General features: G+C 61.7%; 20 protein-coding genes. 5 read left to right on the top strand and 15 right to left on the bottom strand.

The window, feature by feature from the left end:
• Positions 1 to 307: 307 nt before the first annotated feature.
• From prmC to ACM5SV_RS08920, 4 genes are all read right to left on the bottom strand, one after another.
• Positions 308 to 1,168 carry a peptide chain release factor N(5)-glutamine methyltransferase gene (gene prmC, locus ACM5SV_RS08935; protein WP_012759130.1) on the bottom strand — a complete coding sequence of 287 codons (861 nt, stop codon included), beginning with the start codon at positions 1,166 to 1,168 and terminating at the stop codon, positions 308 to 310.
• Entirely contained in the window at positions 1,165 to 2,244 is a 1,080-nt protein-coding gene (gene prfA / locus ACM5SV_RS08930) for a peptide chain release factor 1 (protein WP_222014484.1), read from the bottom strand. Before prfA ends, prmC begins: the two co-directional genes overlap by 4 nt.
• A 29-nt stretch (positions 2,245 to 2,273) precedes the next feature.
• Complete coding sequence (ptsP, locus tag ACM5SV_RS08925; RefSeq protein WP_222014490.1) at positions 2,274 to 4,541, bottom strand: phosphoenolpyruvate--protein phosphotransferase; 2,268 nt, start codon at positions 4,539 to 4,541, stop codon at positions 2,274 to 2,276.
• Between the two features lie 89 nt (positions 4,542 to 4,630).
• On the bottom strand, positions 4,631 to 5,905 hold the full coding sequence (locus tag ACM5SV_RS08920; RefSeq protein WP_011653679.1) for an aspartate kinase: 1,275 nt from the start codon (positions 5,903 to 5,905) through the stop codon (positions 4,631 to 4,633).
• 297 nt (positions 5,906 to 6,202) lie between these two features.
• On the opposite strand from ACM5SV_RS08920, the gene ubiG reads away from it, so the two are divergent.
• Entirely contained in the window at positions 6,203 to 6,949 is a 747-nt protein-coding gene (gene ubiG, locus ACM5SV_RS08915; RefSeq protein WP_012759134.1) for a bifunctional 2-polyprenyl-6-hydroxyphenol methylase/3-demethylubiquinol 3-O-methyltransferase UbiG, read from the top strand.
• Between the two features lie 76 nt (positions 6,950 to 7,025).
• On the opposite strand, the gene ACM5SV_RS08910 is transcribed toward ubiG, so the two are convergent.
• The 4 genes from ACM5SV_RS08910 to ACM5SV_RS08895 are packed head-to-tail and all read right to left on the bottom strand — an operon-like array spanning position 7,026 to position 9,384.
• Complete coding sequence (locus ACM5SV_RS08910; RefSeq protein ID WP_012759135.1) at positions 7,026 to 7,454, bottom strand: DUF1178 family protein; 429 nt, start codon at positions 7,452 to 7,454, stop codon at positions 7,026 to 7,028.
• On the bottom strand, positions 7,451 to 8,308 hold the full coding sequence (locus tag ACM5SV_RS08905; protein ID WP_128406140.1) for a carbon-nitrogen hydrolase family protein: 858 nt from the start codon (positions 8,306 to 8,308) through the stop codon (positions 7,451 to 7,453). Before ACM5SV_RS08905 ends, ACM5SV_RS08910 begins: the two co-directional genes overlap by 4 nt.
• A 10-nt stretch (positions 8,309 to 8,318) precedes the next feature.
• Positions 8,319 to 8,576, bottom strand: coding sequence for a glutaredoxin 3 (grxC, locus tag ACM5SV_RS08900; RefSeq protein ID WP_113547925.1), 258 nt, complete (start codon positions 8,574 to 8,576; stop codon positions 8,319 to 8,321).
• Between the two features lie 31 nt (positions 8,577 to 8,607).
• The gene (locus ACM5SV_RS08895) at positions 8,608 to 9,384 is read right to left on the bottom strand and encodes a ComF family protein (protein ID WP_017995296.1); all 777 of its coding nucleotides are present in this window, start codon (positions 9,382 to 9,384) and stop codon (positions 8,608 to 8,610) included.
• Positions 9,385 to 9,461: 77 nt separating this feature from the next.
• On the opposite strand from ACM5SV_RS08895, the gene ACM5SV_RS08890 reads away from it, so the two are divergent.
• A complete protein-coding gene (locus ACM5SV_RS08890; protein ID WP_026157486.1) occupies positions 9,462 to 10,346 on the top strand; it encodes a methyltransferase domain-containing protein in 885 nt (294 codons plus the stop codon).
• A 15-nt stretch (positions 10,347 to 10,361) separates the two neighbouring features.
• Here ACM5SV_RS08890 and ACM5SV_RS08885 read toward each other — a convergent pair whose 3' ends face one another.
• From ACM5SV_RS08885 to ACM5SV_RS08860, 6 genes are all read right to left on the bottom strand, one after another.
• Entirely contained in the window at positions 10,362 to 10,529 is a 168-nt protein-coding gene (locus ACM5SV_RS08885) for a Flp family type IVb pilin (protein ID WP_012759140.1), read from the bottom strand.
• A gap of 72 nt (positions 10,530 to 10,601) precedes the next feature.
• A complete protein-coding gene (locus tag ACM5SV_RS08880; protein ID WP_222014491.1) occupies positions 10,602 to 10,919 on the bottom strand; it encodes a hypothetical protein in 318 nt (105 codons plus the stop codon).
• 126 nt (positions 10,920 to 11,045) lie between these two features.
• A complete protein-coding gene (gene mutT / locus ACM5SV_RS08875) occupies positions 11,046 to 11,459 on the bottom strand; it encodes an 8-oxo-dGTP diphosphatase MutT (RefSeq protein ID WP_222014493.1) in 414 nt (137 codons plus the stop codon).
• The gene (locus ACM5SV_RS08870; RefSeq protein ID WP_222014495.1) at positions 11,456 to 12,262 is read right to left on the bottom strand and encodes a GNAT family N-acetyltransferase; all 807 of its coding nucleotides are present in this window, start codon (positions 12,260 to 12,262) and stop codon (positions 11,456 to 11,458) included. The genes mutT and ACM5SV_RS08870 overlap by 4 nt, the downstream gene beginning before the upstream one ends.
• Positions 12,243 to 13,484, bottom strand: coding sequence for a bifunctional glutamate N-acetyltransferase/amino-acid acetyltransferase ArgJ (gene argJ / locus ACM5SV_RS08865; protein ID WP_222014496.1), 1,242 nt, complete (start codon positions 13,482 to 13,484; stop codon positions 12,243 to 12,245). Before argJ ends, ACM5SV_RS08870 begins: the two co-directional genes overlap by 20 nt.
• A 232-nt stretch (positions 13,485 to 13,716) precedes the next feature.
• Positions 13,717 to 14,598, bottom strand: a complete 882-nt coding sequence (locus ACM5SV_RS08860) for a peptidylprolyl isomerase (RefSeq protein ID WP_012759144.1) — start codon at positions 14,596 to 14,598, stop codon at positions 13,717 to 13,719.
• A 246-nt stretch (positions 14,599 to 14,844) separates the two neighbouring features.
• On the opposite strand from ACM5SV_RS08860, the gene secA reads away from it, so the two are divergent.
• The 3 genes from secA (at position 14,845) to ACM5SV_RS08845 (ending at position 20,436) form a co-directional block, all read left to right on the top strand.
• Positions 14,845 to 17,562: a preprotein translocase subunit SecA gene (gene secA, locus ACM5SV_RS08855; RefSeq protein WP_012759145.1), complete on the top strand. Its 2,718-nt coding sequence runs from the start codon at positions 14,845 to 14,847 to the stop codon at positions 17,560 to 17,562.
• Positions 17,563 to 17,742: 180 nt separating this feature from the next.
• A complete protein-coding gene (locus tag ACM5SV_RS08850) occupies positions 17,743 to 19,158 on the top strand; it encodes a lipopolysaccharide biosynthesis protein (protein WP_012759146.1) in 1,416 nt (471 codons plus the stop codon).
• A complete protein-coding gene (locus tag ACM5SV_RS08845) occupies positions 19,159 to 20,436 on the top strand; it encodes a GNAT family N-acetyltransferase (protein WP_222014499.1) in 1,278 nt (425 codons plus the stop codon). It abuts the gene before it with no gap.
• Positions 20,437 to 20,462: 26 nt separating this feature from the next.
• Here the strand turns inward: ACM5SV_RS08845 and ACM5SV_RS08840 are convergent, their stop codons facing one another.
• Positions 20,463 to 22,094, bottom strand: a complete 1,632-nt coding sequence (locus ACM5SV_RS08840; RefSeq protein WP_222014501.1) for an AMP-binding protein — start codon at positions 22,092 to 22,094, stop codon at positions 20,463 to 20,465.
• Positions 22,095 to 22,237: the final 143 nt, after the last annotated feature.

The raw sequence follows: 22,237 nt of genomic DNA, 5'->3' as shown, positions 1-22,237 counted from the left end.
ACATGGCACCAACCGCCATGACCGGAAAACCGGGTCAGGACCTTTGTGCCGCGAGCATACTGCGCCTTTGCGCCGACCTGCCGCTTGGTTCTCAAGTCAGTTTGACTGATTCACGCATTGGGTCGTGTTCAACCGTTGAAACTCTCGTTTAAAAGAGCGGACCCCCGAGGCAAACCAAGTACCGAACGAATCTCGTTCATTCCTATCTGCCCAACACGTGACCGCAACCTATATTGCTTCACCGGGAAATCCAAGCCTTTTCTTCGCAATAACAATAATGTCCTGTTCAATGCCGCATTATCGTCTCTCACGCGAGCGCGAACACGAGCACCCTGTCGTTCTGACCATAATCTTTTACGGATTTGAGGCACCTGAAGCCCTTCGCTTCAAAGATCGCCGTCACGTCGTTTCGCTGATCGTAGCCGATCTCCAGTCCGACGACCCCATCGGGCCTGATGAACCTTGCCGCATCCTTGGCTATGGCTTTGTAAGCGTCAAGCCCATCCGGGCCGCCATCCAGAGCCGCAGCCGGATCAAATTTGGTCACTTCGGGAGCGAGATCGTGAATGACATTGGAAGCAATATAGGGCGGATTTGAGACAATCGCGTGAAAGGATCCCTGGATGTTCTCGAACCAACTCGACTGTACGACCTGAAAACGATCCTGCAATCCGTTTCTTTCTGCATTCGATCTTGCCGTCAGAAGTGCATCCGCCGATATGTCGCTGCCGACACCTGACGCATCAGGACAGTCGCTCAAAAGCGCAAGGCATATCGCCCCCGTCCCGGTTCCCATGTCAAGGATATGGAGACGGCTTTGCACCTTTGCAAGGTCCTTGAGATAGACGAGAACCGTGTCGACCAGGATTTCCGTATCCGGCCGCGGTTCCAGCGTTTCCGCCGAGAGCCGAAGTGGCAGGCCATAGAATTCCCGCTCGCCGAGAATGCGATGCACCGGCTCATGACCGAGGCGCCGCTCCAGCGCCCTGAAAATCGCTTCGGCTTGCTCAGCAGAAAGCCTCTCGGCCGATCGCGTCAACAGCTCGGTCGGCGACAGTTTCAGAAGGCCCGCGACCAGCAGCCGCGCATCGGTCGCCGGGTCGACGATACCTGCTTCGGTGAAGCGGCGGCGCGCATCGGCAAGCATATCGGCGACCGTCGAGCTCATTGTTGCTCGCCGAGCTGCGCCAGCTGGCTGGCCTGGTAATCGGCCATCAGCGCGTCGACGACCTCCTCGATCTCGCCTTCCATCATCCGGTCGAGCTTATAGAGCGTCAGATTGATGCGATGGTCCGTTACCCGCCCCTGCGGGAAATTATAGGTGCGGATACGTTCCGAGCGATCGCCGGAGCCGACCTGGCTCTTGCGATCGGCAGAGCGCTCGCTATCGGCCCTCTGCCGCTCGGCATCATAAAGCCTGGAGCGCAACACCTGCATCGCCTTGGCGCGATTTTGGTGTTGCGATTTTTCCGAGCTGGTGACGACGATGCCGCTCGGCAGGTGGGTGATGCGCACGGCCGAGTCCGTCGTATTGACGTGCTGGCCGCCAGCACCCGAAGAGCGCATCGTGTCGATGCGGATGTCTTCGGCCCGGATCTCGATGTCGATCTCCTCGGCCTCCGGCAGCACCGCAACCGTTGCGGCCGACGTATGGATACGCCCACCCGCCTCGGTTTCCGGCACGCGTTGCACGCGATGCACCCCGGATTCGAATTTCAGCTTGGCAAAGACGCCCCTGCCGGTGATCGTCGCGATGATTTCCTTGTAGCCGCCGGCTTCGCCCTCGCTCGCCGAGAGCACCTCCACCTTCCAGCCCTTTTCCGCTGCAAAGCGTTCGTACATGCGAAACAGATCGCCGGCGAAAAGGGCCGCTTCCGAGCCGCCCGTGCCGGCGCGGATTTCGAGGATCGCGCTCTTTTCGTCGGCTGCGTCCTTCGGAAGAAGCAGGATCTGCATCTCCTGCTCAAGCACCTCGATCTGCTCTTTCACCTCGGGCAGCTCCAGCTCGGCGAGTTCGCGCATCTCGCGGTCGACCGACCTGTCCTCGAGCAGCGTTTCGAGATCGGCAAGCTCGGAGACCGCCTTCTCATAGACGCGGATCTTCGTCACGACAGGCTGCAGCTCGGAATATTCGGATGCGAGCTTCACATAGACATCGGCAGCCGGGCCAGCCGACATGCGCGCCTCGATCTCGCCGAAACGACGTTCCAGCTCGCGCATCTTTTCAACGGGAAGCTTCGCCACCCTTCACTCCGATTCTTCTTAATCTCTGTCTAAAGGGGAATATTGTGGCTCTCGGCGAAGCGGGCAAGCACCTCGCGCATCGGCATCAAGGCGTGGTGATCGTCCAGCACCTCGTCCATCGCCTTCGTCAGTGCCCCGACATCCAGCCCGAGCAGCATCGCCTTCACCGGCCCGATCGAGGCCGGCGACATCGAAATCGATCGGAAGCCGATGCCGAGCAGCGCCATCGCCGAGATCGGTTTGCTGGCGAGTTCGCCGCAGAGCGTCACCGGTGTCTTGTTCCGGTCCGCCCCGCGCACGATATCGCGCAGGATGCGTAAGAACGGCTTGCCGAGCGGATCGAAGCGGTCCGAAACCCGCGCATTGCCGCGATCGACCGCCATCGAGAACTGGAAGAGGTCGTTCGAACCTACCGAGACGAAATCGACCGCCTCCATCAGTTCATCGAGCTGCCAAAGCAATGCAGGCACCTCCAGCATCGCGCCGAATTGCAGCTTGCGCGGCAGCCCGTGGCCGAAGCGCGACAGATGCTGCACTTCCTTCTGCAAGAGCTCGCGCACCATCTTCAGCTCGGAAACCTCGGTCACCATCGGCACCATCAGCTTCAGCTCGGTGTCGGCCGATGCCTTCAGCAGAGCACGCAACTGGGTGCGCAACAGACCCGGCCGGTCGAGCGACAACCGGATGGCGCGCCAGCCGAGGGCGGGATTTTCTTCCTCATGGCCACGAAAATAGGGCACGACCTTGTCGCCGCCGATATCGAGCGTACGGAAGGTGACGGTGCGGCCCGCCGCCTGCTTTATCACATTGCGGTAGAACTGCTCCTGCTCCTCCGCCTTCGGCATGGTGGAGGCGATCATGAACTGCAGCTCGGTGCGGAAGAGGCCGATGCCCTCGGCACCCGATTCCGAAAGCTGCGGCAGGTCGACCAGCAGGCCGGCATTCATCATCAGCGCAATCCGTTGCCCATCCTTGGTCACCGGCTCGACGGCGCGCAGCGCCCGGAACTGCTCCTGCCGCCTGGCGCGGAAGCGAACCTTCTCCTCGTAGGAACGCCGGTGATCAGCCATCGGCCGCAGATGCACATGTCCCTCGTCGGCATCGATGATCACGGCATCGCCATTCTCGGCGAGCGCCACCACGCCCGCCGCCTGACCGATGACCGGAATGCCCATGGCGCGCGCGACGATCACCACATGGCTCGTTACCGCCCCTTCCTCCAGCACCAGCCCGCGGACATTGGAACGCGGATAATCGAGCAGTTCGGCTGCTCCCATGGCGCGCGCCAGGATGATCGCATCGCTGGGGAAACCTTCGCCGGACGTCCGGCCGGTATAACCGGTCAACTGTCTGAGCAGACGGTTCGCCAGATCCTCGAAATCATGCATGCGTTCGCGCAGATAAGGGTCGGTCAACCGCATCATCCGCGCCTTGGTGTCGCTCTGCACTTTCTCGACGGCTGCTTCCGCCGTCAGGCCGTTGCGGATCGCCTCCTCGAGCTTGCGCACCCAGCCCTGGTCATGCGCAAACATGCGATAGGTTTCGAGCACCTCGCGGTGTTCGCCCTCCATCGACACGTCGCGACGCGACAGCATGTCGTCGATCGAAATCCTGAGCGAGCCCATGGCTTCGGCCAGCCGCCGGATTTCCTTCTCGGCATCCTCGTTCAGCAAGTTGGTGACGACGATGCGCGGCTCGTGCAGCACGACGTAACCGAGGCCGATGCCGTCATTATAAGTATCGCCGTCCACGGTGACCGAACGCGTCAGGTCGAGTTCGAGGCCTGGCTTGGTGATCTTCTTGAGCTCGCCGGTGGCGATCATCTCTGCAAGCACCATCGCCGTCGTCTCGAGCGCTTCCAGCTCTTCCTCGCGATAATTGCGGCTCGCCTTGTTCTGCACAACGAGAACACCGAGCGAGCGCCCGGTCCTGAGGATCGGCACGCCGAGGAAGGAATGGTAGATCTCTTCGCCCGTTTCCGGCAGGTAGCGGAAGGCAGGGTGCGACTGCGCGTCGGAAAGGTTGAGCGGCTGGGCCGAGGCCGCGATCGTGCCGACCAGGCCCTGCCCCATCTTCAGTTGCGCCAGATGCACGGCCTCGCGGTTGAGGCCTTCGGTTGCATAGAGTTCGAGGACACCGTCGGCGCGCAGCACATAGACGGAGCAAACCTCCGCCACCATGTTGCCGGCGATCTGGCGGACGATCCGGTCAAGACGATCCTGCGGCTCCAGCGGCTCCGCCATCAACTCGCGCAGCCGCCTGAGCAGCACGCGCGGACCGCCGGAAAGGTCTCTCATGGCGTCTCAAGCTCCCGAAACAACGCACTCAGTCCCGGCGGGCCGGCCCTCGTCTCCTCAACCTGAAGGGGCAGGCCGCCCACTGGGAATCAATTCTTATCCAGACCGTAGCAGGAATGCAAAGTCCTGACAGCGAGTTCTGCATAGGGACCGTCGATCAGGATGGAAATCTTGATCTCGGAGGTGGTGATCGCCTTGATGTTGATGCCTTTTTCGGCAAGTGCACGAAATGCGGTAGCGGCAACGCCCGCATGGCTGCGCATGCCGATGCCGATGACCGATACTTTCACCAGCCCCGATTCGTTCTGCACGACATCGTAGCCGATCTTCTCCTTATGGTCGCCGAGCACCTTGATCGCCTTCTCGACGTCACCTGATGGCACGGTGAAGGTCATGTCGGTCTTCGACCCGTCCTCGGAAATATTCTGGACGATCATGTCGACATTGATATGGGATTCGGCGAGCGGCCCGAAGATCGCCGCGGAAACGCCCGGCCGGTCGGCAAGACGGCGAAGCGAGATCTGAGCCTCATCCTTGGCATAGGCGATGCCGGTGACTACTTCCTGTTCCACGATTTCATCCTCGTCACAAATCAGCGTTCCGGGCGGGTTCAACAGATCGCCCATGCCCGGAGCATCGGGATCTTCGAATGATGAGCGCACGAAGGTGCGCACCTTGTGTACCATGGCAAGCTCGACCGAGCGCACCTGCAGTACCTTGGCGCCGAGCGAGGCCATTTCCAGCATTTCCTCGAAGGCGATCTTCTTCAGCCTGCGCGCCTTTGGCACGATGCGCGGGTCGGTCGTGTAGACGCCGTCGACATCGGTATAGATATCGCAGCGATCCGCCTTGACAGCTGCCGCGATTGCGACGGCCGAAGTGTCCGACCCGCCGCGCCCGAGCGTCGCGATACGGTTGTCGGGTCCCAGCCCCTGGAAGCCGGAGATCACGGCGACCTGCCCCTCGCCCATCCGTTTGACGATGTCGGAGCCATCGATCTCCATGATCCGTGCCGCGCCGTGCGCGTTGTCGGTGCGGATCGGGATCTGCCATCCCTGCCAGGAACGCGCATTGATATCCATCGCCTGCAATGCGATCGCCAGCAGACCGGAGGTCACCTGCTCACCCGATGCGACCACCGCATCATATTCCCGCGCATCGTAGAACGGAGAATTGGCGCCGATCACCTTCGGCGTGCCCTGGACCCAGCCGACCAGTTCATTGGTCTTGCCGGACATAGCCGACACCACCACCGCCACCTCGTGCCCGGCATCGACTTCGCGTTTTACATGGCGGGCAACGTTCTTGATGCGGTCCAGGTCAGCGACGGACGTGCCGCCGAATTTCATTACAATGCGTGCCATATGCCTCTACCACGACTGGCGCCGGGAAGCGGAAAACCGGACCCGGCATCACGAAAGCTCTGGGGCAGACCGTTTGGGCCAGAGAGCCGGATTCCCAACTTCTGGAATCGCTCTAAAAGCCCAGGCCCCAAAGGCCCCAAGTTGCGGCGTCTCTTAGCGAGTTTGGCGGGGGGAGGCAAGCGCGCGCGACAAAAGCTATTGGCGAGCGGCTCCGTGCTTGTCAGTCCCCTGATCTGCGCCTCTTGACTTATGCCCCCGATCGTCCGACTTCACATGTCACGAATGAAGGAGCGGACGATGACGGAAGGCGCCAGAAGCACGATCGACCAGGGCGAAGTGGACCGCTTCTCGGCGATGGCGGCGGAATGGTGGAGCCCGACCGGCAAGTTCAAGCCGCTGCACAAATTCAATCCCGTCCGGCTCTCCTATATCCGCGACAAAGCCTGCGAGAATTTTAGCCGTGATCCGAAAAGCGCGCGCCCGCTCGAAGGCCTGCGCGTGCTCGATATTGGCTGCGGCGGCGGCCTGTTGTCCGAACCTGTCGCCCGCATGGGCGCCTCCGTCGTCGGCGCCGATCCGTCCGAGAAGAATATCGGCATCGCCTCCACCCATGCGAAGGCCTCCGGCGTTTCGGTCGACTATCGCGCCGTCACCGCCGAGGAACTCACTGAGGCTGGCGAGACCTTCGATATCGTCTTGAACATGGAGGTTGTCGAGCACGTCGCCGATGTAGAATTCTTCATGACCACCTGCGCGAAAATGGTCCGCCCCGGCGGCCTGATCTTCGTTGCCACCATCAACCGCACGATGAAGGCGGCAGCGCTTGCCATCTTCGCCGCCGAGAACATTCTGCGCTGGCTGCCGCGCGGCACGCATCAGTACGAAAAACTGGTACGTCCGGAAGAACTGGAAAAGCCGCTGGTGGCAAGCGGCCTTGAGATCAGCGACCGCACCGGCGTCTTCTTCAATCCGCTGTCGAACCAATGGAACCTGTCCAAGGATATGGACGTGAATTATATGCTGCTGGCGAAGCGGTCGGCATAGTTCGCGCCGTCAATAAGCCGGCTACACTTTCAGCAGCGCGAGATGCAGATAGGCGGCCAGACGCGCCGACTGCATGTCAGTTCACGTCCTCCGGCAAAACGGGAATGGCCGCGATCTCGATGCCTTCTTCCAAGAGCGCCTGCGCCTCGTCGACCGTCGCGTGGCCGATGATACCGCGGGCATCCGCCTCGCCGTAATGGATCTTGCGGGCTTCCTCGGGAAACTGCGTGCCGACGTCCTCGGAATTCGCCTTGACCGCCGCAACGGCCTCCTTGAGTTTTTGCAGGGCCTCGCGGCGCATGGCATCCATCGCCAGCGTCTGCCTCTCGTCCTTCCCGCGCGCGGTCGACACCGAAGGCGCCATCAACAGCTTGGAAATGGCGGCGGAATGACAGACCGGGCAGGTCAGGAAACCGGTTTCGACCTGACGATCGAAATCGGCGCTTTCCGAAAACCAGCCTTCGAATTCATGGGCATTGTCACAGGTGAGGGAATAGCGGATCAAGCGGCGACGCCTCCGGCGATTGCCCCCGCAATCTTCTCGACCGAGAATTCCCGACCATTCCTCAGGTTCGGGATCTTGTCATGTGCGGCCTTGACCGCGGCGGGATCAATCTCGGCGACGATAACCGCCTCGCCGGTGGCGCCGGCCGACGCCAAAACCGTGCCCCAGGGATCGATGATCATCGAATGGCCGAAGGTCTCGCGCCCGTCCTCATGCCGGCCGGCCTGCGCGGCGGCGATGACGAAGACCCCGTTCTCGATCGCGCGTGCCCTGAGCAGGATCTCCCAATGCGCCTCGCCGGTCTGCTTGGTGAAGGCGGCAGGAACTGTCATCACCTCGGCGCCGGCCACCGCCTGGGCGCGGAAGAGCGCGGGAAACCGCACGTCGTAACAGATCGCAAAGCCCATTTCGGCAAAAGGCAGCGACAGGACGCGGGCCTCCGAGCCGGCCGTATAGGCCGCACTTTCACGCCAGCTCTCGCCATTGTCGAGGTCGACGTCGAACATGTGGATCTTGTCGTAGCGATTGAGAACCCTGCCGTCGGGACCGAACAGGAAACCGCGATTGGCGATCTTGCCATCGGCAAGGGCAATCGCCGTCGAACCGACATGCATGTGGATGCCGAGTTCTATGGCGAGCTCTGAGCCGGTCTTGACGATGATATCATGCGCTTCGTCGGCAAGCACGGCGCGTGCCGCTGTACGGTCGCGCTGCAGCATGCCGGTCATCTCGGGAGTCTGCACATAGGTCGCGCCCTGGCCAGCGGCCTCGCGCACCAGCCGCGCCATGGCGGCGGCGTTCTTCACCGGATCGACCCCGGAGCACATCTGGACAGCGGCGGCCTTGAAGCTCATCGGTTCTTCCTCAAGCCGCCAGCAACGGGTCGAGCTTGCCGGCCCGATCGAGCGCAAAGAGATCGTCGCAACCGCCGACATGATCGGCGCCGATGAAGATCTGCGGAAAAGTGGTACGCCCGTTCGACTTGCCGATCATCTCCTGGCGAAGATCCGGCGAAAAGGTCGCGTCGTGCTCGACATATTCGACACCCTTTTCTTCGAGAAGGGACTTGGCGCGGGTGCAATAGCCGCAGAACTGCCGTGTATAGATGGTGACGGGTACCATAATCTCTCCAGACCGATGCCGGGTATTTCTGTCATATAGGCTCGGAGAGAGCCCTTGCAAAGGTCAAAACCGTTATCTCGGCCGCACCCGCCTTGCGCAGTGTCCGGCTTGCCGCGGCGACCGTCGCCCCCGTTGTATAGACGTCGTCGATAAGGACGATGCGCTTGCCGAAAATGTCGTTTTCGCAACCCTTGGCGATCGCAAAAGCGCCCCTGACATTGTCTTCGCGCGCCTTGGCGCCAAGGCCGACCTGCTGGCTGGTGCGCTTGACGCGCATAAGCGTGGCGGCAAGCAGCGGCTTGCCCGAGAGCCTTGCCATATGGCGGGCAAGCTCTGCTGCCTGGTTGAACTTGCGCGTCAGCATACGGCTACGGTGCAGCGGCACCGGGATCAGCGCATCGCAGCTCTCGACCGTCCCGTCGGAAGCGCGCAGCATCCAGGCGGCCATCATCGGCGCCAGATCGGTGCGATCGCGATATTTGAGCCCATGAACGAGATCGCGGACGGCACGGTCGTGGGTCGCCGCCGACCGCAGCCGGTCGAAGGGCGGCGGGTTGGCGATCGCCTCAGCACTGAGGATGCCGGCGCCGAGATCATGCGAGAAGGGAATGCCGAGCACCTCGCAATAGGGCCGTTCGATGAAGCGGATACCGGACCAGCATTTCGCGCAGAGCCCGCGATGGCCGCCGGTGGAAATGCCGCAGACCGAGCAGGCGGGTGGATAAAAGAAATCAGCAAGCGCCGAAAACGGCCGCAAGAGATGCGTCCGCAGGAACTCTGACGGTTTTTCGATGTTGATCAGGCCCATGCCGCAGAGACTAGCGTGTTCTTAGCGAAAGGAAAATCGTCTTGCCGCACAGGCGGCACGAGACTAAGGACATCGCCATGGAAACGATCTTCGACAGAGCCCTGATCGCCGCACATCGCCGCCGCGCGCTTGTAAACAACGACCCGAAAGCCGCCTTCCTGCTCGACATCGCCGCTGAGGAAATGGCCGAGAGGCTTACGGTCGTCGAGCGGACTTTCGAGACCGCCGTCGAACTGCATGGCGCGACCGGTGCTGCCGCCCGGGCCGCACTGGCGACGGGCAAGATCGGCACGATGATCCGCGTCGAAAGCGACAAGGCCTATGCCGGGCCAGGCGAAAACTTGATCGAGGCGCCGCTCGAGGACGTGCCGCTCGAACCGCAATCGGTCAATCTCATCCTTGCGCCGCTCAGCCTGCATCTGACCAACGATACGCCGGGCGTCTTCATCCAGATCCGCCGCGCCCTGAAGCCGGATGGCCTGTTTCTGGCGGCGATCCCCGGCGCCGGAACGTTGCAGGAACTGCGCGAGGTGCTGCTGGCCGCCGAGGTCGAGATGACGGGTGGCGCAAGCCCGCGTGTCATTCCCTTCGCTGATGTGCGCGATGTCGGCAATCTCATGCAACGCGCCGGCTTCACGCTGCCGGTGATCGACGCGGAGAACTACACGGTACGTTATGATTCGCTCTTTCCGCTGATGCGGGATCTGAGAGCGATGGGCATGAGCAATCCGCTTGCAGCCCGCGGCCGCATGCCGCTGACGCGCGCTTTCTTCCTGCGCGCAGCGGAGATCTACGCCGAACGCTATGCCGATCCCGACGGACGCATCCGCGCCACCTTCTCGATCATCTATGTCTCGGGATGGGCTGCGCACGAGAGCCAGCAAAAGCCGCTGAAGCCCGGTTCAGCCAAGGCGCGCCTCGCCGATGCGCTGAAGGTGGACGAGCACAAGCTCAGGCAGTAATGGCCGGTTGCTTCTTCAATTGACGGTCAGATTATTGTTGATCACGTTGAAGACGTCCTGCAGGCTGCCGCTGAAGATTCCTAGAGCGGAGACGAGTGCGCCACCAATGAGGGCGGCGACGAGGCCGTATTCGATCGCCGTCGCACCCCTGTTATCTGCAACAAATGCTTTCAAAAGACGCATGACCCCACCCGCTGCGCGAAACCGACAACAAACGACCAATTCCACGACCATCGGGACGATGGCCGGCATTTTTCAGCAACCGGCGCCGACGCCGTAGCCCTGGACGACGCAGACCGAGCCGGGCGTATCCTGGAGGACGCTGCGGCGGATCGTATAACGCTTGCCGCTTTCGCTCTTCGGGATCGATCCTGTCGTGATCGTATCGAAATCCGCCGGAGCACTGGCAAAGACGCTTTTCTTCGAGGAATCCGCAAGCATTGGCGTCAGGATGAGCGTCAACGCGACCGCTGCCGTGCCGAACAGAAGGGCGATATTCAGCGCACCCGTCCTGCGCGAGGCAGACGAGGCCCGTTCCTTTTCCCGGACAGCTTTCCAGAAATCATCGTCCATGACGTCAAGCCTTTTAATACACGCACGCCAGATGCTTGATTGAGGCCGATCTTTGGCAGAAGGTGTTAAACGATCCATTAATATCCACAGCCGAAAATGGCGTGGCACAATAATAATCAGACAACGCTAAAGTAAATCCTGCAACATCGGGATGAGCGGCTCGTCGGCCGGCGGCATCGGATAATCGCGCAGCGCCTGCGGGCGCACCCATTTCAGCGCCTGACCCTCGCGGCCCTGGGGAATTCCCTCATAGCGCCGGCAGATATAAAGCGGCATCAAAAGGTGGAAGGTCTCGTAGGAGTGGCTGGCGAAGGTCAGCGGCGCAAGGCAGGCGATCTTGGTGTTGATGCCGAGTTCTTCCTCGAGCTCGCGCACCAGCGTTTCCTCCGGCGTCTCACCCCGCTCGACCTTGCCGCCGGGAAACTCCCAGAGCCCGGCGAGCGACTTTCCCTCGGGGCGCTGTGCCAACAGGATACGTCCATCGGCATCGATCAGCGCACAGGCGGCGACCAGCAATATCTTCCGGCCCGCCTCGCTCATCGCGGCTCCTTTTGCCAATAGCAATAATGATAGGCGTCGCGAAAACCGAGGCGCTCGTAGAGTGCGATGGCCGGGCGATTGGACAGCTTCACCTGCAGCCAGGCCGAACGGGCGCTGCGCATGCGCGCCCAGCGTAGCGCCGAGGTCAGGATTTCGGTGCCGAGCCCTTCGCGCCGCCGCGCCTCGGAGACTGAAAGCGACATGATGCCGGCGAGGTCGTTGTCCTGGACGCAGAGCACGGTCGCAAGCGGGCCGTCCGCCGCGTTCTCGATCATGAATAGGCCGGATGGCGGCTTGATTGCCGAAATGATCTCGGCAAGCGCCGGCTTCAGCCTCGGTGGCGCCTGGTCGACGGCGAGGTTGGCGTCGACGAAACGGCCGACATCATGGGTCGGCAGGTGATCGAGCGTATCCGGCAGCTCCGCCTCGGCGAGGTCGCAGGTCATCACCACCGTATCGTCGAAGCGCGTCCAGTTCTGCGCGCGCAGAAGTTCGATCAGCATCGGCGAGGCAAGCGGCGTCTGGCGGACTACGGCGGCGCGGCCATAGGCCTCGAACTTCCGGCTCGCCTTTTCCAGGCGGATTTCGACGTCGCGATGATCCGAGGGATCGAGCGGCACGATCGAGTTCAACCGGTTGGACGGGTGACCGGCCGTCAGCCGCACCTGCCAGCTGCCGTCATATTGCACGGATGCCGCCGGCCAGGCGCGGAAGCCGACGGCCTCCAGCCTGCGCACCAGCGGCAGATTGTGTGAGGAAATGGATGCGTGCGCCAATGAACGATCAGCTCCGATAGTCGCCATTAATGGCAACATATTCCTTGGTGAGGTCGCAGGTCCAGACCGTTGCCGTGCCGGCGCCGAGCCCGATATCGACTTTGACGGGGATATCCTGCGCCTTCATGACGTCCGAGGCAGCCGCCTCGGAATAATCGGGATCACGCTCGCCGTTGACGGCGACCCTGATATCGCCGAACCAGATGGCGAGCCGGTCGCGATCGGCCATCTCGCCGGATTTACCGACGGCCATGACGATACGGCCCCAATTGGCGTCTTCGCCGGCGGCCGCGGTCTTAACCAGCGGCGAATTGGCAATCGACAGCGCGATGCGCTTGGCGGCGGCATCGCTCTCGGCACCCGTCACGGTGATTTCGAGCATCTTGGTGGCGCCCTCGCCATCGCGCACCACCTGCAGCGACAGATCCTTCAGCACCTCGTTGAGTGCGACCCGGAAGGCGGCAAGGCGCGGGTCGTCGGCGCGTTCAATGCGGGCCTGGGCACCCTCGGCCGCGGCACCCGTTGCAAACAGCATCAGTGTGTCGGACGTGGAGGTGTCGCTGTCGACGGTCATGGAATTGAAGGTCGGGCCGACGCCGTCGGACAGAAGCGCCTGCAGCGCGGCAGGCGCAATGTCGGCATCGGTGACGACGAAGGAGAGCATCGTCGCCATATCGGGCGCGATCATGCCGGCGCCCTTAGCGATACCGTTGATCGTCACGGCCACGCCGCCGATTTCGGCGCTGCGGCTCGAAACCTTCGGATAGGTGTCGGTCGTCATGATCGCCTTGGCGGCCTCGAACCAGAAATCGCCGGTCGCTTCGACCTGCATTCGATCCAGAACGCCTGCGAATTTGGTGGCATCGAGCGGCTCGCCGATGACCCCGGTCGAGGCCAGATAGACCTCATTTTCGGCGCAGCCGACCGCAGCGGCAGCCGACTTCGCCGTCAGCGCGGTCGCCTGGCGGCCCTTCAGGCCGGTGAAAGCATTGGCATTGCCTGAGTTGACGACGACGGCGCGGGCGCTGCCATGGGAAAGATTGGCCCGGCAGAAATCCACCGGCGCCGACGGGCATTTCGAGCGGGTAAAAACGCCCGCGACAGCCGCCGGCCTGTCGAAGACCATCAGCAGCACGTCGGTCCGGTTCTTGTACTTGATGCCGGCGGAAGCCGTCGCCATACGCACGCCGCGCAGCGGTGGCATCGAGACGAAGGATTTCGGAGCGAGCGGAGAGACGGAACCGGACATGATGAGACCTGCCAATGAGCATTTCCAGGCGAAATGGAAACCGGTTCGCCGTCCGGAAATGCGACAACAAACGATGCCAGAGCATGATGCCGAAAAGTGTCAGCGGTTTTCGAACGACATCATGCTCAAATTCTTTGATTTAGATCTGGATGTCAGACTTTAGACCGATCAGGCCCCAAGATCATCCGGGATCTAATGAAGGGCCCGGAAGAACCGGGCCCTGATGCGAATTTTACTGCTTCGGCGCCGGGGCGACGGGCTCGCTGCCCGGCTCCGGCTGCTTGTTGGCCTGGTCGTAACCCTTGCGTAGCGTCTCGTCCGTGATCTCGATCTTGGCGGAGGCCTTTGCCTTGTTCAGAAGCTCAAGATACTTGTCGCGCATGACGAGCTGACGAACCTGATCCTGCACCTGCTCGAAAGGCGGCGGCGGAGCGTCGCGCTTATCCTCGACCTTGATGACGTGGAAGCCGAAATCGGTCTTAACCGGTGTCTTGGAATAGGTGCCCTTCTCAAGCGCGAAGGCTGCGTCTTCGAATTCCTTGACCATGCGGCCGCGCGAGAAATAGCCGAGATCGCCGCCTTCCGACTTGTTCGGATCGGTGGACTTTTCCTTGGCGAGTTCGGCAAAATCCTTGCCGGCGTCGAGCTGCTTGATGATGTCCTTGGCTTCGTCCTCGGTCTTGACGAGGATATGACGGGCGTGGACTTCTTCCTGCTTCGGCAGGGCGGCGACTTCCTTGTCGTAGCGGGCCTTGACTTCGTCAGGCGTCACGATGTCGACGACATGCTTTTTGAAGTAGGCATTGTGCAACTCGCGGTCGGTGAGGTACTGCATGCGCTTCTTGAATTCGTCGGTTTGATCGAGCTTCTCGGCCGCAGCGTCGGCAGCGAGCAGTTTCACGTCGATGGCGGCGGAAAGGGCTGCGACCTTCTTCTGGTCATCGGGAAGCTGCGCCAGCTGGGGGTCGAGATTGGCGACGGCGAGGTCGAGTTCCGACTGGTGGATTTCCAGGGTGCCGACCTTGGCGATGACGGCGTCATCGGCATAGGCCGGGGCCTGGAGCGCAACAAAAGTTGCAAACGCCAGAACGGCAAGTTTGTTGGTGCTCAACATGAAATACCCTTCACAGTTACATTGCCGGTTTCAGCATCCCCTGAATCCAGCCCAAAATAGCCATCAACACCGGATTGTGGCCTTTCTGTATCCGCCAAATCCGTTGACATCATTCGACCCCCCTCTTATCTGTCACGCAACCTCGCGTCCAGAACAGTTTCCGGGCGTTTTAAGGCGCGCGCCTGATTTTCGGCTGGGCCGCGGACAAGAAACGCCGCGGATGAATATTGAGAAAGGGCCAGTCATATGGTCAGCTTTGGCGGTATAGCCCGCAAGTTATTTGGGTCTTCCAACGACCGCCGCGTGCGGTCCTACCAGCCGAACGTCACTGCCATCAACTCTATCGAAGAGAAGACGAAGGCCCTGACGGACGAGCAGCTCGCGGCAAAGACCGTGGAGTTTCGCGCCCTGCTCGCAGAGGGCAAGACGCTCGACGACATTCTGATCCCGGCCTTTGCCGTCGTGCGCGAAGCCTCGCGCCGCGTTCTCGGCCTGCGACCTTTTGACGTACAGCTGGTCGGCGGTATGATCCTGCATTCAAATGCGATCGCCGAGATGAAGACCGGCGAAGGCAAGACCCTCGTCGCCACCCTGCCGGTCTATCTGAACGCGCTTTCCGGCAAGGGCGTGCACGTCGTCACCGTCAACGATTACCTCGCCCAGCGCGATGCCGCGACCATGGGCCGTGTCTACGGCTTCCTCGGCATGACTACCGGCGTCATCGTCCACGGCCTTTCCGACGAGGAACGCCACGCGGCCTATGCCTGCGACATCACTTACGCCACCAACAACGAACTCGGCTTCGATTATCTGCGCGATAACATGAAGTACGAGAAGAACCAGATGGTCCAGCGCGGCCACAACTTCGCAATCGTCGACGAAGTGGACTCGATCCTCGTCGACGAGGCGCGCACGCCGCTGATCATCTCCGGTCCGCTCGACGACCGCTCCGAACTCTATAATACGATCGACGCCTACATTCCGCTGCTGGTGCCGAGCGATTACGAGATCGACGAGAAGCAGCGCTCGGCCAACTTCTCCGAAGAGGGCACCGAAAAGCTGGAAAACCTGCTCCGCCAGGCCGGCCTCTTGAAAGGCAACGCGCTCTACGACATCGAGAACGTTGCGATCGTCCACCACGTCAACAACGCGCTGAAGGCCCACAAGCTGTTCCAGCGCGACAAGGACTATATCGTCCGCAACGACGAAGTCGTCATCATCGACGAGTTCACCGGCCGCATGATGCCGGGCCGCCGCTATTCGGAAGGCCAGCACCAGGCGCTCGAAGCCAAGGAAAAGGTGCAGATCCAGCCGGAAAACCAGACGCTGGCCTCGATCACCTTCCAGAACTACTTCCGCATGTACGACAAGCTCGCCGGCATGACCGGCACGGCGCAGACGGAAGCGGAAGAATTCGCCAATATCTACAATCTCGATGTCATCGAGGTCCCGACCAACCTGCCGATCAAGCGCCTCGACGAGGACGACGAGGTCTACCGGACCTTCGACGAGAAGTTCAAGGCGATCATCGAGGAGATCCTCGACGCCCACAAGCGCGGCCAGCCGGTGCTGGTCGGCACCACCTCGATCGAGAAATCGGAACTGCTCGCCGAGCGCCTGCGCAAGCAGGGCTTCGACGACTTCAAGGTGCTGAACGCCCGCTACCACGAGCAGGAAGCCTATATCGTCGCTCAGGCCGGCGTGCCGGGTGCCATCACCATCGCCACCAACATGGCCGGCCGCGGCACCGACATCCAGCTCGGCGGCAACCTCGACATGCGCATTGAGCGCGAGCTCGGCGAAGTCGAAGCCGGTCCGGAGCGTGACGCCCGGATCCAGGCGATCATCGAGGAGATCAAGGAACTCAAGCAGAAGGCGCTCGAAGCCGGCGGCCTCTACGTCATCGCGACCGAACGCCATGAAAGCCGCCGCATCGACAACCAGCTGCGCGGCCGCTCCGGCCGTCAGGGCGACCCTGGCCGCTCGAAGTTCTACCTGTCGCTTCAGGACGACCTGATGCGCATCTTCGGCTCCGATCGCATGGACAGCATGCTGACCAAGCTCGGCCTCAAGGAGGGCGAGGCGATCGTCCATCCCTGGATCAACAAGGCCCTGGAGCGCGCCCAGAAGAAGGTCGAAGCCCGCAACTTCGACATCCGCAAGAACCTCCTGAAGTATGACGACGTTCTCAACGATCAGCGCAAGGTGATCTTCGAGCAGCGCCTCGAACTGATGGAATCGACCAATATTTCCGAGACCGTTTCCGATATGCGCCGTGAGGTGATCGAGGACATGGTCGAAAAGCATATCCCCGAACGTGCCTATGCCGAACAATGGGATGCCGCCGGCCTGAAGACCGGCGCGTTGAACATTCTCAATCTCGACCTGCCGATCGAGGACTGGGTGAAGGAAGAAGGTATCGGCGAAGACGATATCCGCGAGCGCCTGACGGAAGCCACCAATGCCGCCTTCACGGAAAAGGCCGAGCGTTTCGGTGACGACATCATGCATTATGTCGAACGCTCGATCGTCATGCAGACGCTCGATCATCTCTGGCGCGAGCACATCGTCAACCTCGACCATCTGCGCTCCGTCATCGGCTTCCGTGGCTATGCTCAGCGCGATCCGCTGCAGGAATACAAGTCGGAGGCCTTCGAGCTCTTCACCGCGCTGCTCAACAACCTGCGCGAGGCCGTTACTGCCCAGCTGATGCGCGTCGAACTGGTGCAGCAGGCCCCTGCCGAACCAGAACCACCGCTGATGCAGGCCCATCACCTGGATCCGACGACCGGCGAGGATGATTTCGCCCCGGCGATCTACCAGGCGTCGGAAGTCATCGTTTCTCCTGAAAACCGCAACCCGGATGACCCGGCCACATGGGGCAAGGTCGGCCGCAACGAGACCTGCCCCTGCGGCTCCGGCAAGAAATACAAGCACTGCCACGGCGCCTTCGAGCAGGTCTGAGGCAAGCCCGCAAAGATCCGCGAAAATGCCGCCTCCGGGCGGCATTTTCTTTTCTGCGGCAACGCCGGAAATTCGGAATTCTAGCATCGGACTCAAGCTTGATCCGGAACCGTTTCTTAACCCTGTTCTGGCAAGACTTCAGGGGCGATTTGCCTGACCTCAGAGTTTTGCGTGTTCATCATGGCGGTCATAGAAACAGCGGAGAAGATGCTGCCCGCCGGCCTGCGCCCGATTGGCGGCCGGACGCTGCGTTTGCTTGCGGCCGTGCTCACCGAACGCGGCGAGAGGGCGGCCGCCCAGCGCATGGCGCTGACGGCCTTTTCGATCCGCATCCTCAGCGCCGCACTCGCCTTCGTCTCGCAGATCGTGCTCGCCCGGCTGATGGGTGAATATGAATATGGCATCTTCGTTTTCGTCTGGGTGCTGGTCGTCGTCTTCGGCGATCTCTCATGCCTCGGTTTCCACACCGCAATCGTCCGCTTCCTGCCGCAATACAGGGCAGCGGGCGCTTTCGAAGAAATCCGCGGCCTGACCGGCACGGCGCGCATCTTTGCGCTGCTATCAGGTACGGCGGTGCTCGCTGCCGGCATGCTCGGGCTGCATTTCTTCGGCGATATGATCCAGGTCTATTATCTCGTCCCGATCTTCATCGGTCTGCTCGCCATGCCGATGATCGCGCTCGGCGACATTCTGGAAGGGACGTCGCGGGCAAACCATTGGCCGGTGATGGCACTGAGCCCCGTCTATATCGTCCGCCCGATCCTCATCATCCTCTTCATGCTGATTGCGATTGCCATCGGCGCCGATCACACTGCCGTCACCGCGATGCAGGCAGCGCTCGTTGCGACCTACGTCACCGCCCTCGGCCAATATGCCGCAACGCTCTACCGCCTTCGCCGGCATTATGACGACGGCCCGCGCAAGGTCGATTTCCTCGCCTGGTTCAGCGTCGCCTTTCCGATTTTCCTGATCGAGGGCGTGAGCTTCCTGCTCACCAATTCCGATGTCGTCGTCGTCGGCATCTTCCTCGAGCCGCACGATGTCGCCATCTACTTCGCCGCTGCCAAAACGATGGCGCTGGTGCATTTCATCAATTTCTCGGTCAAGGCGGCCTCCGGCCCGCGCTTTTCCTCGATCATCGCCGAAGGCAACCACGGAGAGCTGGCAGCCGCTGCCATCGACGCCGCGCGCTGGACCTTCTGGCCGGCGCTCGGAGTCGGCCTTGTCGTGCTTGCGGCCGGCCATCTGCTGCTGTCGCTCTTCGGCGGCGCTTTTACATCAGGCTATCTGGTCATGGCGATCCTGCTCGCCGGCATCCTCGCCAAATCGCTGGTCGGCCCGGCCGAAACGCTGCTGATGATGGCAGGCAAACAGAACCTCTGCGTCGCGCTCTATGCCGGCGCACTGACGGCCAATGTCGGCCTCAACCTCGCTTTGATCCCGCATTACGGCATCGAAGGCACGGCGATCGCCACGGCCTCCGCCATGGCCGTCGAGGCGATCCTGTTGCATCTCGCCGTGCGCCGCACGCTTGGCATCGTCCTTTTCGCCTTCGCCAGCCCCTCCGCCGCAACGCCAGAAATGAGAGTTCGATAGATGGTGCGTATCCCCCCCGTTACCGAAAGCACCGACAGCGCTGCGAACCGCATGGTGCATGATCTCGCAGCACTGCATTTCGAAGCGCCGCAAGCCGAGGCTCGCGCCGAGATCGGCCGGCCGGGGCGCGAGCTCTGCCTCTATCCGGGTAAGCTCGGCTATGAGCTTCAGGATGAGCTCGATTTCCTTTCCAACCGGGCGATGGAACCGAACGTCTTTTTCTCCGGCCGCTTCCTCGCCCCCGCCATGCCGCGGCTCGAAGACCGGCAGGTGAACTTCGCCCTGATCCGCGACCACAGTGCCGGCCGCAGCCGCATGCGCTTCCTTTTGCCGTTTTCGGTCGACAAGCCGGGTTTTGCCGTCGGCCCGTCGATCATCCGCGGCTGGTCGAACAGTTTCGGTCCGCTCGGCACGCCGCTCGTCGATGGCGAGGATGCCGCCGAGACCCTCGATAATCTCTTCGAGGGACTGACCGCCCGTGATCTCAATCTGCCCGGCATACTGGTTCTGCCGGATCTCAGGCTGAACGGTATCTTCGTGCGCATGGTCAAGGCCGTGGCGCTCAGCCGCAATCTTCCCGTCACCGTCACCAATCCCTACCTGCGCCCGATGCTGCAGAGCGAGGAAGAGGCGCCGGCCTATCTCAGCAAAACCATCGCCTCCTCGCATATGCGCGAGATGCGCCGCCAGTGGCGGCTGCTGGAGGAACAGGGAACGGCGGTCTATACCGTCGCCCGCCAACCGCGCGAAATCCATATCCGCTTCGAGGAATTCCTGGCGATGGAAGCCGGTGGCTGGAAGGGCAAGCGGCGAAGCGCTCTCGTCACCGATCGTTATCACACGGCCTTCGCCCGCGAGGCGGTATCGAACCTTGCCGCCGTCGATGCCGTGCGTATTCACACGATCGATCTCAACGGCAAGGCGATTGCCGCCATCGTCGTGCTGATGATGGGCGGCGAGGCCTATACCTGGAAGACTGCCTACGACGAAAACTATGCCCGCTATTCGCCTGGCAAGCTGCTGATGAGCGAACTCACCGAATGGCATCTCGACGACGCCAATATCGTCCGCTCCGATTCCTGCGCGGTCTCGGATCATCCGATCATGAGCCGCTTCTGGCAGGAGCGCGAGGAGATGGGAACGCTGGTAATCGGCTTGACGCAGAACAGCGACCGCGACATGCGCCAGGTCACCGCCCAGCTGCACATGTACCGCAGTACCCGCAATATGGCGAAGATGCTGCGCGAAAAGATCATGTCGCTTGCCGGCCGGGGCTAAGCATTCCAGCAAAATGCGTAGCGGTTCTATCCCTCGCCAGCGGCCCTTTCGCGTAGCAGCCGTCGGATGACCTTCCCGGTGGTGGTCAGCGGCAATGCATCGATGAATTCCACTTCGCGCGGATATTCGTGCATCGAAAGCCGCGTCTTCACCCATTCCCTGATGTCGGCGGCCAGCGTCTCGCTTGGCTGATGGCCTGGTGAAAGCACGATATAGGCCTTGACGATCTCGGTGCGCACGGTATCGGGTTTGCCGACGGCGGCGGCAAGCTGCACGGCGGGATGGCCGATCAGGCAGTCCTCGATCTCGGCCGGGCCGATGCGATATCCCGACGAGGTGATGACGTCGTCGTCGCGGCCTTCAAAGGTCACATATCCCTCGGCGTCCTGCCGTCCGATATCGCCGGTGAGCAGCCAGCCTTTGGCAAATTTTCGGCCCGTCGCCACCGTGTCGTCCCAGTAGCCGAGGAACATGACAGGATCGGGACTGGCGATGGCGATCTGGCCCGGTTCACCGACGGGCAACTCGTCGCCCGTCTCGCTGACGATCGCAACGCGATGCCCAGGCACCGCCCGTCCGATGGCGCCCGCCTTGGTGACGCCATAGGCAGCGCTGGAAGCGAGCACGAAATTGCACTCCGTCTGGCCGTAGAATTCATTGACGGTGATGCCGAGCGTACCCCGCGCCCACTCATAGGTCTCGCGGCCGAGCGCCTCTCCGGCCGAGCCGATGGTGCGCAGCACCAGATCATATTTCGAGCGCGGATCGGACACTGACCGCATCAATCTCAGCGCCGTCGGCGGGATGAAGGCGTTGCGCACCTTCATCTCGGCCATGATGCGATAGGCCATATGGGCATCGAATTTCTGCGCCGGCGACGAGACGACGGGAACGCCGAGCAGAAGGCTCGGCAGCAGCGCATTGAGCAACCCGCCGGCCCAGGCCCAGTCGGACGGCGTCCAAACCTTATCGCCCGGCCGCGGAAAACGCTCATGGGCGAACTGCATGCCCGGAATATGGCCGGGCAGGACCCGGTGGCCATGCAACGCGCCCTTGGGCGGCCCCGTCGTTCCCGAAGTGAAGATCATCAGCGCCGGATCATCAGGACCGGTTTTGGCGATGTCGAAGACAGGGGGATGGCCATCCACTAGTTCGGCGAAAGCAGTCGCATCAGCATTCGCCCCGTCAATGCTGACGATATGCTTCAACGCCGGCAGGCGTCCGCGGATCTGCCGGATGCGTTCGAGACCGAAGCCGTTGGTGACGACGGCCGCGGCACCTGCCGCCTTCAGCCGGTATTCCAGCGCCTCGACGCCGAAGAGCAGCGCCAGTGGCAGCGCGATCGCGCCGGTCTTGTAGATCGCCACATGTGCGATCACCGTTTCGAAAGATTGCGGCAAGAGCAACGCGACGCGATCGCCGCGTTTGATATCAAGTGAAACGAGCGCATTTGCAAAAGCCGAGGAACGGTCGGCGAGCGCGCGATAGGTCATTGCACGGTGATCGCCGTCGGGGCTGAAATGCTCAAGGCAGACGCGCTCGGGATCCCTCGCAGCCCACTCGTCGCTGACGGCGCGGCCGATATTGAAATCCTCCGGGATCTGCCAGGAGAAATTGCAATAGAGATCGTCATAGCGATGCTGGGATGGCAGCTGCATGGTCGGATTCCGATAAAAATGCTGCATCAGCTAACATCTTGCGGCGCGGATATGCAAGCTGCAGCCTGATTCGACGGCGATGAGCGCGGCTTCAGAAGTCTCAATCACGGATCATTGTGCGCATGCAGCATAGATTTTTCATT

The organism is Rhizobium sp. CRRU65 (genome assembly GCF_048551595.1).
Lineage (GTDB): Bacteria > Pseudomonadota > Alphaproteobacteria > Rhizobiales > Rhizobiaceae > Rhizobium > Rhizobium leguminosarum_J.
This window is presented reverse-complemented; position numbering and strand designations above follow the sequence as displayed.

Excerpts from the sequence above, each read along its gene's own strand:
- prmC (WP_012759130.1), bottom strand. The coding sequence starts at position 1,168 with ATGAGCTCGACGGTCGCCGATATGCTTGCCGATGCGCGCCGCCGCTTC.
- ptsP (WP_222014490.1), bottom strand. The coding sequence starts at position 4,541 with ATGAGAGACCTTTCCGGCGGTCCGCGCGTGCTGCTCAGGCGGCTGCGC.
- ACM5SV_RS08920 (WP_011653679.1), bottom strand. The coding sequence starts at position 5,905 with ATGGCACGCATTGTAATGAAATTCGGCGGCACGTCCGTCGCTGACCTG.
- ubiG (WP_012759134.1), top strand. The coding sequence starts at position 6,203 with ATGACGGAAGGCGCCAGAAGCACGATCGACCAGGGCGAAGTGGACCGC.
- ACM5SV_RS08905 (WP_128406140.1), bottom strand. The coding sequence starts at position 8,308 with ATGAGCTTCAAGGCCGCCGCTGTCCAGATGTGCTCCGGGGTCGATCCG.
- grxC (WP_113547925.1), bottom strand. The coding sequence starts at position 8,576 with ATGGTACCCGTCACCATCTATACACGGCAGTTCTGCGGCTATTGCACC.
- ACM5SV_RS08895 (WP_017995296.1), bottom strand. The coding sequence starts at position 9,384 with ATGGGCCTGATCAACATCGAAAAACCGTCAGAGTTCCTGCGGACGCAT.
- ACM5SV_RS08890 (WP_026157486.1), top strand. The coding sequence starts at position 9,462 with ATGGAAACGATCTTCGACAGAGCCCTGATCGCCGCACATCGCCGCCGC.
- ACM5SV_RS08885 (WP_012759140.1), bottom strand. The coding sequence starts at position 10,529 with ATGCGTCTTTTGAAAGCATTTGTTGCAGATAACAGGGGTGCGACGGCG.
- ACM5SV_RS08880 (WP_222014491.1), bottom strand. The coding sequence starts at position 10,919 with ATGGACGATGATTTCTGGAAAGCTGTCCGGGAAAAGGAACGGGCCTCG.
- mutT (WP_222014493.1), bottom strand. The coding sequence starts at position 11,459 with ATGAGCGAGGCGGGCCGGAAGATATTGCTGGTCGCCGCCTGTGCGCTG.
- ACM5SV_RS08870 (WP_222014495.1), bottom strand. The coding sequence starts at position 12,262 with ATGGCGACTATCGGAGCTGATCGTTCATTGGCGCACGCATCCATTTCC.
- argJ (WP_222014496.1), bottom strand. The coding sequence starts at position 13,484 with ATGTCCGGTTCCGTCTCTCCGCTCGCTCCGAAATCCTTCGTCTCGATG.
- ACM5SV_RS08860 (WP_012759144.1), bottom strand. The coding sequence starts at position 14,598 with ATGTTGAGCACCAACAAACTTGCCGTTCTGGCGTTTGCAACTTTTGTT.
- secA (WP_012759145.1), top strand. The coding sequence starts at position 14,845 with ATGGTCAGCTTTGGCGGTATAGCCCGCAAGTTATTTGGGTCTTCCAAC.
- ACM5SV_RS08850 (WP_012759146.1), top strand. The coding sequence starts at position 17,743 with ATGGCGGTCATAGAAACAGCGGAGAAGATGCTGCCCGCCGGCCTGCGC.
- ACM5SV_RS08845 (WP_222014499.1), top strand. The coding sequence starts at position 19,159 with ATGGTGCGTATCCCCCCCGTTACCGAAAGCACCGACAGCGCTGCGAAC.
- ACM5SV_RS08840 (WP_222014501.1), bottom strand. The coding sequence starts at position 22,094 with ATGCAGCTGCCATCCCAGCATCGCTATGACGATCTCTATTGCAATTTC.